Source organism: Salmonella enterica subsp. diarizonae (assembly GCF_008692785.1).
Classification (GTDB): domain Bacteria; phylum Pseudomonadota; class Gammaproteobacteria; order Enterobacterales; family Enterobacteriaceae; genus Salmonella; species Salmonella diarizonae.
Window position 1 is genome coordinate 47030 of record NZ_VXJV01000012.1, and the last position, 13317, is coordinate 60346.

Sequence of the window (13317 nt, forward strand, 5' to 3'; positions counted from 1 at the left end):
CGAAACTGGATATGTTTTGTCTGCCCGCGCCATCCACCCCGGCGCGGGCATTTTTTTAGTCGTTATACTGTCGCGCCCGTAGCGACGCCATCCGTACGGTTTATTATCCAGTCCGATTTCGTAAGCGCCTTGAGTGACTAAAAGACGCCATGGGGGGATGTGTTGCCCTGATGCACTGCCCTGCAAGGGGCATAAAAAAGCCGACCTGGTGGTCGGCTTTGTATCAGCGGTTACCTCATTCTACCGGCTGTGGACGTGTCGCCGGAGCGCTGGCGTGACGCGTGGCGCTGTGTCCGCCTGCGGCGCCTTTACCTTCAAAGTGGAAGGAAGGGCGATGCCAGTCGCTATGGTGCGGGGCTTCCGGCACATATTCCGGCGCTGGCGCACGCGTCATTGGCGCACTGGCGTGGTTATGATCGTCAACGCAGACAACATCCTGCGTCTTTTCCTCTACCTGGGCCGGTGCGATAACGGTTTCTTCTGCCGTGTGCTCCACAACAGCCGCTTCCGCTTTTGTCTCTTCTTCTGGCTCGACAACGACAACCTCAGCCACGTTTTCAGCAACCGTAATGGACGTGTCGGCGGTTTCTGCTGCTGGTTCGGCGTCAGCAATAACCTCTTGCGCCACCGGCGTATCGCTTTCGGCAATCAGTTGCGGCTGCTCATCAACCGACGCGGCAATCACTTCCGGATGCGTTGTCTCGATGTCGACGGCTTCTGGTGCCTGTGGTTCGGCGACGATCTGCGGCTTAACGGCAACATTTTCTACTGCCTGTACCGACGTTTCTGGTTCGAACGCCACGGTCGCAGCGATAACCTGCTGTTCAGGGACGACAGCTTGTGGCAGCGCCAGTTCCACTTCACGCTGCTCTTCAACCTGCGTTTCCTGAGGACGAACAATCGGGTAGCGGACCCAGACTTTACCGGATGCCATTTCCGGCGACGCGCAGGCGACGGTTAACGGCATCGGCGATTGTGTCGGATAGCGTTCGTCACGATAGCGACGACGACGCTGACCGCTTACGCGCAGGTGGCGCGGAGAACGGCGGGAGCGACGCGGCATGCCAGTATTATCGCGAGGTTCTACACTATCGTCCTGCTCCGTTGCGATATCGGCAACGACCGGTAAATCGACTTTCGCCAGTTCGGTACGCGGCGCTGAAACGGGCTGTTCAACGTTTTCAACCGGGCGCGGTTCGTCGACGACGACTGGCGTGTCAACCGTTTCAACCGCCGCACTGTTGGTAAAGCGGACTTTCTGATTAAGCTGACGCTGCTTACGGCGTGGCTGAACCTGCTGAACGCGCTCTTCCTGTTCGGTCTCCTGGACAGGCTGCTCTTCGCGGTTAAGCGCTTTTACTTCCTGCTGCGCCTGGCGCTTGTCATCATTGCGGCGGCGGTTGCGTTCGCGACGCGGCGTCTGTTGCTGCTCATCGCCGGTTTTCGCTTTTTCCGCCGTTTCCTGCTGGCGGGTATCGCGCGCTTCTGCATTTTGCTGCTGTGCCTGGCGACGGTTACGACGATTATCGTCGCGGCTCTCGCTGCCATCACGCTCGGCACGGTTATCACGGGTGTCACGGCGTTCGTTGCGATCGCGACGGTTGTTCTGCCGAGGCTTGCGACGATCCTGCTGACGTTCCGGTTTTTCTTCCGCTTTCGGCGCGGCTTTTTCGACGGTTTTCGTCTCTTCATCACCGCTGAACAGTTGTTTCAGTGCGTTAAGGAAACGGCTAAACAGACCCGGCTGTGCAGGCTGCGCGGCGGTAACATTGTCCTTTTTCGCCGTGGCGACGCTAACCGCCGGTTCGGCAGGCGTCGGCGCCGGAGGCACATCTGGCATAGCGAACGTCGCCAGCGCAGGCTGTTCCGGGCGTTTACGCTCGGCGTACTCTTCTTCAGAAGGCAGCGCCATCGCTTCTTCGTGCAGTTTCGGCAGCATGTAGCTCAGGGTCGGCGTTTCTTCCCCTTTGCGTACGCGCAGCACGGAATAGTGCGGCGTTTCCATCTGATCGTTCGGGACGATGACACAGCGGACGCCATCCTGACGCGTCTCAATAGCGTTAACTGCCGTCCGCTTTTCGTTAAGCAGATAAGAGGCGATCGGCACCGGAACAATGGCATGGACTTCCTGCGTATTCTCTTTCAGCGCTTCTTCTTCAATCAGGCGCAGAATAGACAGCGACAGAGATTCGTTATCGCGCACGGTGCCGGTACCACTACAGCGCGGACACACGTGATGGCTGGATTCGCCCAGCGACGGACTCAGGCGCTGACGAGACATCTCCAGCAGGCCGAAGCGGGAAATATGACTAATCTGAATACGCGCCCGGTCCTGACGCACCGCTTCACGCAGGCGGTTTTCTACCGCGCGCTGGTGACGTACCGGCGTCATATCGATAAAGTCGATAACGATCAGGCCGCCCAGGTCGCGCAGACGCAGTTGGCGGGCAATCTCGTCGGCCGCTTCGAGGTTGGTGTTGAACGCGGTTTCTTCGATATCGCCGCCGCGAGTTGCGCGAGCGGAGTTGATATCGATGGCGGTTAACGCTTCGGTGCTGTCAATGACGATGGAGCCGCCGGACGGCAGGCGCACTTCACGCTGGAATGCCGATTCGATCTGCGATTCAATCTGGTAATGGCTGAACAACGGGATTTCACCGGTGTACAGCTTAATTTTGCTGGTAAAATCCGGGCGGCCCAACGCGGCGATATGCTGACGCGCCATTTCCATCACTTTTGGGTTGTCGATCAGGATTTCACCGATATCCTGACGCAGATAATCGCGAAACGCGCGTACGATGACGTTGCTTTCCTGATGGATCAGGAACGGCGCAGGACGACTTTCAGCGGCTTTTTGAATGGCTTCCCAGTGTTTCAGGCGGAAGCTTAAATCCCACTGCAACGCTTCTGCGGATTTACCCACGCCCGCGGTACGCACAATAAGCCCCATTCCTTCAGGGAGCTCCAGGCTGGCCAGCGCTTCTTTTAACTCGGTACGATCGTCACCTTCAATGCGGCGGGAAATACCACCCGCGCGCGGGTTATTCGGCATCAAAACCAGGTAGCTGCCCGCCAGACTGATAAAGGTGGTTAACGCCGCGCCTTTGTTGCCGCGTTCTTCTTTATCGATTTGAACAATGACTTCCTGGCCTTCACGTAACACATCTTTGATGTTCGGGCGACCATGAGCGCTGTAGTTAGCGGGGAAATATTCGCGGGCAATTTCTTTTAACGGGAGGAAACCGTGACGTTCTGCGCCGTAATCAACAAAAGCCGCTTCCAGGCTCGGTTCAATACGGGTAATTTTGCCTTTATAGATGTTTGCTTTTTTCTGCTCGTGTCCGGGGCTTTCTATATCCAGATCGTACAGACGCTGCCCATCTACAAGGGCGACGCGCAACTCTTCCTGCTGAGTCGCGTTGATTAACATTCTTTTCATCGTAACTTACTCATTATTCTTACGTTGACGACTAAGCTGCGGGCATGGTGACGCCTTACCGGGCATGAACCGATGGCCTCGTGACTATTTCGCGTCGCCAACCTCACGGTTATCGTCAGCTCAAAGAGGCGCAGAGTGTCGGTTGCCTGTATTTCATACGGAAACACAGCGCAATTATCAGGGAAGCAGCCTGGGCATTACTCTCCAGAGAAGATCCTATCTACCGGTAAGGACTGCAACCCGCAGCCCGCTAACTGTCTGAAAAATCAATACGTCTTACGCCATTGCTGCGTTGATGATCGGTCAGACAAAATGGGTTATTCCGCTAAACTTTTTGTTTTAACAAGTTTCGGTGCGGAAACCGCATCATTATTCCACTGCTAACCTTGTTATAGCAAGATGACTTTTACCATTTATCACCCGCTTACTCACAGTTTTTTCACCAGCGCGAGCCGATCGCTTTAATAACCAGCAAAACCGCAGTGAAAAATGTTCATCCGCTGGCGTAGACGTTAATATAAGCATAGAAAAATGTGTGGCGCGAATCTCGCAGGCTATTTAGAATCGCCCCCCATGAAAACAGAAACGCCATCCGTAAAAATTGTTGCCATCGCCGCTGACGAAGCGGGGCAACGCATTGACAACTTTTTGCGCACCCAACTGAAAGGGGTACCAAAAAGTATGATTTATCGCATCTTGCGTAAAGGCGAGGTGCGGGTGAACAAAAAACGCATCAAACCGGAATACAAGCTGGAAGCGGGCGATGAAGTCCGCATTCCGCCGGTTCGCGTTGCTGAACGCGAAGAAGAGGCCGTGTCGCCGCATTTACAAAAAGTGGCGGCGTTGGCTGACGTCATTTTGTATGAAGACGACCATATTCTGGTGCTGAATAAGCCTTCCGGCACCGCCGTACACGGCGGGAGCGGGTTAAGTTTCGGCGTCATCGAAGGGTTACGGGCGTTGCGTCCGGAAGCGCGATTCCTGGAACTGGTGCATCGTCTCGACCGCGATACCTCCGGCGTGCTGTTGGTGGCGAAAAAACGCTCCGCGCTGCGTTCGCTGCATGAGCAACTGCGCGAGAAGGGAATGCAAAAAGATTATCTGGCGCTGGTGCGCGGTCAGTGGCAATCGCACGTCAAAAGCGTGCAGGCGCCGTTATTAAAGAACATTCTGCAAAGCGGTGAGCGCATTGTTCGCGTGAGCCAGGAAGGCAAACCGTCAGAAACCCGCTTTAAGGTGGAAGAGCGCTATGCGTTCGCCACGCTGGTGCGCTGTAGCCCGGTAACGGGCCGTACGCATCAGATTCGCGTGCATACCCAATATGCCGGTCATCCTATTGCGTTCGACGATCGCTACGGCGATCGGGAATTTGATAAGCAACTGGCGGGTACGGGATTATCGCGTCTATTTCTTCATGCCGCCGCGCTGAAATTCACCCATCCGGGGACAGGCGACGTATTGCGCATTGAAGCGCCAATGGATGACCAGCTTAAACGGTGTTTACAGGTATTACGTAAGCCTGCCTGACGCGTTTGTAGACCGGATAAGCTGCTTACAGCGTTATCCGGTAAGAAAGTGCCTGATGGTGACGCTTGCGTGTCTTTATCAGGCCTACAGTGCTACAAACTTCTCCGACTATGCGTTAAGCGGGTTCATCTCTTCCCGTCTGAGCATCTGGCACAGGGCAATAAGCGGCAATCCGATCAGCGTATTCGGATCGCGGCCCTCTAAACGTTCAAATAATGCAATGCCTAAACCTTCGCTTTTAAAACTTCCCGCGCAGTGCAGCGGATGCTCTTTGCGGACATAGTCGTCTATTTCCACTTCGCTTAAATGGCGAAAATGAACGTCAAAAGGCTCCACTTCGGTTTGTAAGTGTCCGGAGGCGGAGTTATACAATGCCAGTCCGGTATAAAACGTCACAATATTTCCGCTGGCTTTGGCTAATTGCTGACGCGCTTTTTCTTCCGTCAGCGGTTTGCCGGTAATTTCACCGTCCAGAACGCAAATTTGATCGGAGCCAATAATCAAATGATTCGGGAAACGCGCGGCGAGCGATTGCGCTTTAGCCTGTGCCAGACGTAACACCAACTGACGCGGCGCTTCGCCCGGCATAGGGGTTTCATCAACGTCCGGCGCGGCGCATTCGAAAGGAATAGTCAGTTTTTCCAGCAGCGCGCGACGCCAGGGAGAGGTAGACGCAAGGATGAGGCGGGGCATATTTTTTCCCTCAGATATAGCGTAATGATGAGAGCCATCTTAAACTATGCTCTTCGGTCTTCAAGCCGGTCATACTGACTCGTCTTGAGCGAAAATAAGTCTATAACCCGCAATGTGTGCGAATTATTGGCAAAAGGCAACCGCAGGCTGCCTTTTTCTTTGACTATATGACGTTACGAAGTTAATATGCGCGCCCTATGCAAAAGGTAAAATTACCCCTGACTCTTGATCCGGTTCGTACCGCTCAAAAACGCCTTGATTACCAGGGTATCTATACCCCCGATCAGGTTGAGCGCGTCGTCGAATCCGTAGTCAGTGTGGACAGTGATGTGGAATGCTCCATGTCGTTCGCTATCGATAACCAGCGTCTCGCCGTTTTAACCGGCGATGCGGTAGTTACGGTGTCGCTCGAATGCCAGCGTTGCGGGAAACCGTTTACCCATCAGGTTCACACAACGTATTGTTTTAGCCCTGTTCGTTCCGACGAGCAGGCTGAAGCACTGCCGGAAGCGTATGAGCCGATTGAGGTAAACGAATTCGGCGAAATCGATCTGCTTGCAATGGTTGAAGATGAAATCATCCTCGCCTTGCCAGTAGTTCCGGTGCATGATTCTGAACACTGTGAAGTGTCCGAGGCGGACATGGTCTTTGGCGAACTGCCTGATGAAGCGCAAAAGCCAAACCCATTTGCCGTATTAGCCAGCTTAAAGCGTAAGTAATAGGTCTTCCCCGCGGACGCAGGGATAAACCGTAATTGAGGAGTAAGGTCCATGGCCGTACAACAGAATAAACCAACCCGTTCCAAACGTGGCATGCGTCGTTCCCATGACGCTCTGACCGCAGTCACCAGCCTGTCTGTAGACAAAACTTCTGGTGAAAAACACCTGCGTCACCACATCACTGCCGACGGTTACTACCGCGGCCGTAAGGTCATCGCTAAGTAATCGCGCGATACTCAATGCCTTTTGCATCACAGGTGCGCCTGTGGTGTAAAAGCCGAAGAGTACAAGCGTGATAAAGCTTAGTGAGGATTTCTCCGCGTAAGCGGAGAAACACCGAACCAGGCAGCGACGATACCTTGACACGTCTAACCCTGGCGTTAGATGTCATGGGGGGCGATTTTGGCCCTTCCGTGACGGTGCCTGCAGCATTGCAGGCACTGAACGCTAATTCGCAGCTCACTCTTCTTTTAGTCGGGAATCCCGATATTATCACGCCATTACTTGCCAAAGCTGACTTTGAACAACGTTCGCGTCTGCAGATTATCCCTGCACAGTCAGTTATTGCCAGTGATGCCCGGCCTTCGCAGGCGATCCGCGCCAGTCGCGGGACATCCATGCGTGTGGCCCTGGAGCTTGTGAAAGAAGGCCGAGCCGAAGCTTGCGTTAGCGCCGGTAATACCGGGGCGCTGATGGGGCTGGCGAAATTATTGCTCAAGCCTCTTGAGGGGATTGAGCGTCCGGCGTTGGTGACGGTATTACCGCATCAGCAAAAGGGCAAAACGGTAGTGCTTGATTTGGGTGCCAACGTCGATTGCGACAGTACCATGCTGGTGCAGTTTGCCGTGATGGGCGCCGTTTTGGCGGAAGAGGTCGTCGGGATCAAAAATCCCCGCGTGGCGCTACTCAATATCGGGGAAGAAGAAACCAAAGGCCTCGACAGTATTCGCGAAGCCTCTTTAATGCTAAAAACAGTCCCAACCATCAACTACATCGGCTACCTTGAGGCGAATGAATTACTGACGGGAAAAACCGATGTACTGGTGTGTGACGGCTTTACAGGCAATGTCACACTTAAAACGATGGAAGGTGTTGTCAGAATGTTCCTTTCACTGCTGAAATCACAGGGCGAGGGGAAAAAACGGTCGTGGTGGCTGCTGTTATTAAAACGTTGGTTACAAAAAAGCCTGACGAGGCGATTCAGTCACCTCAACCCCGACCAGTATAATGGCGCCTGTCTGTTAGGATTGCGTGGCACGGTGATAAAAAGTCATGGTGCAGCCAATCAGCGAGCATTTGCAGTCGCGATTGAACAGGCAGTGCAGGCGGTGCAGCGACAAGTTCCTCAGCGAATTGCCGCTCGCCTGGAATCTGTATACCCAGCCGGATTTGAACCGCTGGACGATGGCAAAGGCGTAAACCTGCGGGCGCACAGATAATAACGCTGTGTTCCCGGCGCCGCCAGCGTGCCAGACGTTTACAGGTAACGGTATATAACCGAAAAGTGACTGAGCGTACATGTATACGAAGATTATTGGTACTGGCAGCTATCTGCCCGAACAAGTGCGGACTAACGCCGATCTGGAAAAAATGGTTGAGACCTCTGACGAGTGGATTGTCACTCGTACAGGTATTCGTGAACGCCATATCGCCGCGCCAAATGAAACTGTCGCGACGATGGGCTTTACCGCTGCGAATCGCGCGCTTGAGATGGCGGGGATCGATAAAGACCAAATTGGCTTGATTGTGGTGGCTACTACATCAGCAACGCATGCATTTCCAAGCGCGGCATGTCAGATTCAAAGTATGCTCGGTATTAAAGGTTGCCCGGCGTTTGATGTCGCGGCAGCGTGCGCAGGTTTCACCTACGCGTTAAGCATTGCCGACCAGTACGTTAAATCCGGCGCGGTTAAACACGCGCTGGTGGTCGGTTCCGATGTATTAGCCCGCACCTGCGATCCTGGCGATCGTGGTACGATCATTATTTTCGGCGATGGCGCAGGCGCGGCCGTACTGAGCGCTTCTGAAGAACCGGGTATCATCTCCACCCATCTTCATGCCGATGGCCGTTACGGTGAATTACTGACCCTGCCGAATGCCGATCGCGTAAATCCGAATAACCCGATTTACCTGACGATGGCGGGCAATGAAGTCTTTAAAGTGGCTGTCACTGAGCTGGCGCATATTGTCGATGAGACGCTGGCGGCCAATAACCTGGATCGTTCAGAACTCGATTGGCTGGTGCCGCATCAGGCTAACCTGCGTATCATTAGCGCGACAGCGAAAAAACTCGGCATGTCGATGGACAATGTTGTCGTCACGCTGGACAGACACGGTAATACCTCCGCGGCTTCTGTCCCGTGCGCACTGGATGAAGCCGTGCGTGACGGGCGAATTAAAGCTGGCCAACTGGTATTGCTTGAAGCCTTCGGGGGGGGATTCACCTGGGGCTCCGCGCTGATTCGTTTTTAGTATAAGGATTTAAACATGACACAATTTGCATTTGTGTTCCCCGGTCAGGGTTCTCAGAGCGTAGGGATGTTGGCCGAAATGGCAGCAAATTACCCTATCGTAGAAGAAACGTTTGCTGAAGCTTCTGCGGCTCTGGGATATGATCTGTGGGCGCTCACCCAGCAAGGTCCGGCGGAAGAACTGAATAAAACCTGGCAGACGCAACCAGCGTTATTGACCGCTTCCGTCGCGCTTTGGCGCGTTTGGCAGCAGCAGGGCGGTAAAATGCCTGCGTTAATGGCAGGGCACAGCCTGGGCGAATATTCCGCGCTGGTTTGTGCTGGCGTCATCAATTTTGCTGATGCCGTTCGGCTGGTGGAAATGCGTGGTAAATTCATGCAGGAAGCGGTTCCGGAAGGCACCGGCGGCATGTCTGCGATCATCGGTCTGGATGATGCTTCTATTGCTAAAGCCTGTGAAGAAGCTGCCGAAGGCCAGGTTGTTTCTCCGGTTAACTTTAACTCGCCGGGGCAGGTGGTTATCGCCGGGCATAAAGAGGCGGTAGAACGTGCGGGCATAGCTTGTAAAGCCGCTGGCGCGAAACGCGCGCTGCCGCTGCCGGTGAGCGTGCCGTCGCACTGTGCTCTGATGAAACCAGCGGCAGAGAAACTGGCGGTTGAATTAGCCAAAATTACCTTTAGCGCGCCAACGGTGTCGGTAGTGAACAACGTTGACGTGAAATGTGAAACCGATGCTGCCGCTATCCGCGATGCGCTGGTTCGCCAGTTGTACAATCCGGTACAGTGGACGAAGAGCGTGGAATTTATCGCGGCGCAGGGCGTTGAACATCTTTATGAAGTGGGTCCAGGTAAAGTCCTCACTGGTCTGACGAAACGTATTGTCGACACCCTGACAGCGTCGGCGCTGAACGAGCCGGCGGCGCTGTCTGCGGCACTTACGCAATAAAAGAGGAAAACCATGAGCTTTGAAGGAAAGATTGCGCTGGTGACTGGTGCAAGTCGTGGCATAGGCCGCGCAATTGCAGAGACTCTCGTTGCCCGCGGCGCGAAAGTTATCGGGACTGCAACCAGTGAAAATGGTGCGAAGAACATTAGCGACTATTTAGGTGCCAACGGGAAAGGTTTGATGTTGAATGTGACCGATCCTGCATCTATTGAATCTGTTCTGGAAAATATTCGCGCAGAATTTGGTGAAGTGGATATCCTGGTTAATAATGCCGGTATCACTCGTGATAATCTGTTGATGCGAATGAAAGATGATGAGTGGAACGATATTATCGAAACCAATTTATCATCCGTTTTCCGTCTGTCAAAAGCGGTAATGCGCGCTATGATGAAAAAGCGTTGTGGTCGCATTATCACTATTGGTTCTGTGGTTGGTACCATGGGAAATGCAGGTCAGGCAAACTACGCTGCGGCGAAAGCGGGTCTGATCGGTTTCAGTAAATCACTGGCGCGCGAAGTTGCGTCCCGTGGTATTACTGTCAATGTTGTGGCTCCGGGTTTTATTGAAACGGACATGACGCGTGCGCTGTCTGACGATCAGCGTGCGGGTATCCTGGCGCAGGTGCCTGCGGGTCGCCTCGGCGGCGCTCAGGAAATCGCCAGTGCGGTTGCATTTTTAGCCTCTGATGAAGCGAGTTACATCACTGGTGAAACTCTGCACGTCAACGGCGGAATGTATATGGTTTAATCACGGGATACACAAAATTATTCTGGTTGAATCAAGGCGGCAAGACCGAGAAGCCCGGGAGCATAGATTACTATGTGACCGGAGTAAGAGGACGCAGCCAACGATGAGTCAGCCTGAAAAAAGACGTGTAGAAAAATATTTGCGTTATTAGGGTGAATGGCCGCAAAATAACGTAAAATCGTGGTAAGACCTGCCGGGATTTAGTTGCAAATTTTTCAACATTTTATACACTACGAAAACCATCGCGAAAGCGAGTTTTGATAGGAAATTTAAGAGTATGAGCACTATCGAAGAACGCGTTAAGAAAATTATCGGCGAACAGCTGGGCGTTAAGCAGGAAGAAGTTACCAACAATGCTTCTTTCGTTGAAGACCTGGGCGCAGATTCTCTTGACACCGTTGAGCTGGTAATGGCTCTGGAAGAAGAGTTTGATACTGAGATTCCGGACGAAGAAGCTGAGAAAATCACCACCGTTCAGGCTGCCATTGATTACATCAACGGCCACCAGGCGTAAGTGAACATCTCCAGGCGGTCGTTCGACCGCCTGAGTTTTATCTTTTTGTCCCACTAGAATCATTTTCCCTCCCTGGAGGACAACCGTGTCTAAGCGTCGTGTAGTTGTGACCGGACTGGGCATGTTGTCTCCTGTCGGCAATACCGTAGAGTCTACCTGGAAAGCTCTCCTTGCCGGTCAGAGTGGCATCAGCCTGATCGACCATTTCGATACTAGCGCCTATGCAACGAAATTTGCTGGCTTAGTAAAGGATTTTAACTGTGATGACATTATCTCGCGTAAAGAACAGCGCAAGATGGATGCCTTCATTCAATATGGAATTGTCGCTGGCGTTCAGGCCATGCAGGATTCTGGCCTTGAAGTGACGGAAGAGAACGCAAGCCGTATTGGCGCCGCTATCGGCTCCGGCATCGGTGGTCTCGGTCTGATTGAAGAAAACCACAGTTCGCTGGTAAAAGGCGGACCGCGTAAGATCAGCCCGTTCTTCGTCCCGTCGACGATTGTTAACATGGTAGCAGGCCATCTGACTATCATGTATGGCCTGCGTGGGCCAAGCATCTCTATTGCAACTGCCTGTACTTCAGGCGTGCATAACATTGGTCATGCCGCGCGTATCATCGCCTATGGCGATGCGGACGCGATGGTGGCGGGTGGCGCTGAAAAAGCCAGTACGCCGCTGGGTGTAGGCGGTTTTGGCGCGGCGCGCGCACTTTCTACCCGCAACGATAATCCACAGGCGGCCAGCCGCCCGTGGGATAAAGAGCGCGATGGTTTTGTACTGGGCGACGGTGCCGGTATGTTGGTGCTTGAAGAGTACGAACATGCAAAAGCGCGTGGTGCGAAAATCTATGCCGAAATCGTCGGCTTTGGTATGAGCAGCGATGCTTACCATATGACGTCGCCGCCGGAAGATGGCGCAGGCGCTGCGCTGGCGATGGTTAACGCGTTACGTGATGCTGCTATTGAGCCTGCTCAGATTGGCTACGTCAACGCGCACGGCACGTCGACGCCAGCGGGCGATAAAGCCGAGGCGCAGGCGGTTAAGTCGGTCTTTGGCGATGCCGCAAGCCGAGTGATGGTGAGTTCGACCAAATCGATGACCGGCCATCTGTTGGGCGCCGCAGGCGCAGTAGAGTCTATTTTCTCTGTTCTGGCGCTGCGCGATCGGGCCATTCCGCCGACCATTAACCTGGATAACCCGGATGAAGGTTGCGATTTGGACTTCGTGCCGCACGAAGCGCGACAGGTAAGAAAACTGGAGTACGCTCTGTGTAACTCCTTTGGCTTTGGCGGTACTAACGGTTCCTTGATCTTTAAAAAGATCTAAGTAATGCCAGAGGCAGACATTACTGAAAAGGTCCGCTTAGCGGGCCTTTTTTATTAGGCAAGTCACCCCTTGTTCTGTGTTATTCATCCTGCCACACTAGCAGGCTACGGATAAGGAGCCACTATGTTTTTAATTAATGGCCATGAGCAGGATAAGCTTGCTGTAAGCGACCGGGCGACGCAGTTCGGCGACGGCAGCTTTACGACCGCACGTATTGTTGACGGCAACATTTGTCATCTGGAAGCGCATCTCCAACGTTTGCAGGTTGCCTGTGAAAAATTACGAATCTCTTTTAGCCATTGGGCGACCCTGCGGCAAGAAATGACGATGTTGGCCGTAGGGCATGATTCAGGCGTGTTGAAAGTGATCATTAGTCGTGGTAGCGGTGGCAGGGGATACAGCGCCATGAATTGTCAGGCAGCTACCCGGATCCTCTCCGTTTCTGCTTATCCCGCTTATTATTCTCAGTGGCGCAAGCAAGGCATTGCTCTTACGCTTAGCCCTGTCCCTCTTGGGCGTAACCCCTATCTTGCCGGATTAAAACATCTGAACCGCCTGGAACAGGTGTTGATTCGCTCTCATCTTGAGCGGACGGACGCCGATGAGGCGCTGGTTCTTGACAGCGAGGGATGGGTTACGGAATGCTGTGCGGCTAATTTGTTCTGGCGTACAGGCGACATTGTTTCTACGCCGCGTCTGGATCAGGCAGGGGTGAACGGTATTATGCGGCAATTTTGTTTGCGCAAACTGACGCAGTCCCCTTTCCAGATCCTCGAAGTACAGGCGAGAGAGGAGGCGGTCAGGCAGGCGGATGAGGTCATCATCTGCAACGCGCTAATGCCGATTATTCCCATACGCGCCTATGACGGCGCGTCGTATTCTTCGCGAACACTGTTTCAATTTTTAGCCCCATTTTGTGAGCATCCGAATTAGT

Annotated in this window: 12 protein-coding genes; 10 read left to right on the forward strand and 2 right to left on the reverse strand. The window is 53.5% G+C overall.

The window, feature by feature from the left end:
* Positions 1-235: 235 nt before the first annotated feature.
* Entirely contained in the window at positions 236-3439 is a 3204-nt protein-coding gene (rne, locus tag F4V72_RS21210) for a ribonuclease E (RefSeq protein WP_070804105.1), read from the reverse strand.
* A 573-nt stretch (positions 3440-4012) separates the two neighbouring features.
* Between rne and rluC the strand changes: the two genes are divergently transcribed.
* The gene (gene rluC / locus F4V72_RS21215) at positions 4013-4966 is read left to right on the forward strand and encodes a 23S rRNA pseudouridine(955/2504/2580) synthase RluC (RefSeq protein WP_023248229.1); all 954 of its coding nucleotides are present in this window, start codon (positions 4013-4015) and stop codon (positions 4964-4966) included.
* Between the two features lie 108 nt (positions 4967-5074).
* On the opposite strand, the gene F4V72_RS21220 is transcribed toward rluC, so the two are convergent.
* Positions 5075-5659 carry a Maf family protein gene (locus tag F4V72_RS21220; protein WP_023248230.1) on the reverse strand — a complete coding sequence of 195 codons (585 nt, stop codon included), beginning with the start codon at positions 5657-5659 and terminating at the stop codon, positions 5075-5077.
* Positions 5660-5856: 197 nt separating this feature from the next.
* Between F4V72_RS21220 and yceD the strand changes: the two genes are divergently transcribed.
* From yceD to pabC, 9 genes are all read left to right on the forward strand, one after another.
* The gene (gene yceD / locus F4V72_RS21225) at positions 5857-6378 is read left to right on the forward strand and encodes a 23S rRNA accumulation protein YceD (RefSeq protein ID WP_023248231.1); all 522 of its coding nucleotides are present in this window, start codon (positions 5857-5859) and stop codon (positions 6376-6378) included.
* 51 nt (positions 6379-6429) lie between these two features.
* Positions 6430-6603 (forward strand): 50S ribosomal protein L32, encoded by a 174-nt coding sequence (gene rpmF, locus F4V72_RS21230; protein ID WP_000290727.1) that lies wholly within the window; start codon positions 6430-6432, stop codon positions 6601-6603.
* Between the two features lie 134 nt (positions 6604-6737).
* The gene (plsX, locus tag F4V72_RS21235; RefSeq protein WP_001518286.1) at positions 6738-7817 is read left to right on the forward strand and encodes a phosphate acyltransferase PlsX; all 1080 of its coding nucleotides are present in this window, start codon (positions 6738-6740) and stop codon (positions 7815-7817) included.
* A gap of 79 nt (positions 7818-7896) precedes the next feature.
* Complete coding sequence (gene fabH, locus F4V72_RS21240) at positions 7897-8850, forward strand: beta-ketoacyl-ACP synthase III (protein WP_023248232.1); 954 nt, start codon at positions 7897-7899, stop codon at positions 8848-8850.
* Positions 8851-8865: 15 nt separating this feature from the next.
* Complete coding sequence (fabD, locus tag F4V72_RS21245) at positions 8866-9795, forward strand: ACP S-malonyltransferase (protein ID WP_053529971.1); 930 nt, start codon at positions 8866-8868, stop codon at positions 9793-9795.
* A 12-nt stretch (positions 9796-9807) separates the two neighbouring features.
* Positions 9808-10542, forward strand: coding sequence for a 3-oxoacyl-ACP reductase FabG (gene fabG / locus F4V72_RS21250; protein ID WP_000007236.1), 735 nt, complete (start codon positions 9808-9810; stop codon positions 10540-10542).
* Positions 10543-10819: 277 nt separating this feature from the next.
* Positions 10820-11056, forward strand: coding sequence for an acyl carrier protein (gene acpP, locus F4V72_RS21255; RefSeq protein WP_000103754.1), 237 nt, complete (start codon positions 10820-10822; stop codon positions 11054-11056).
* A gap of 85 nt (positions 11057-11141) precedes the next feature.
* Positions 11142-12383, forward strand: coding sequence for a beta-ketoacyl-ACP synthase II (fabF, locus tag F4V72_RS21260; protein WP_023248234.1), 1242 nt, complete (start codon positions 11142-11144; stop codon positions 12381-12383).
* A gap of 123 nt (positions 12384-12506) precedes the next feature.
* Positions 12507-13316: an aminodeoxychorismate lyase gene (gene pabC, locus F4V72_RS21265; RefSeq protein ID WP_053509519.1), complete on the forward strand. Its 810-nt coding sequence runs from the start codon at positions 12507-12509 to the stop codon at positions 13314-13316.
* Position 13317: the final 1 nt, after the last annotated feature.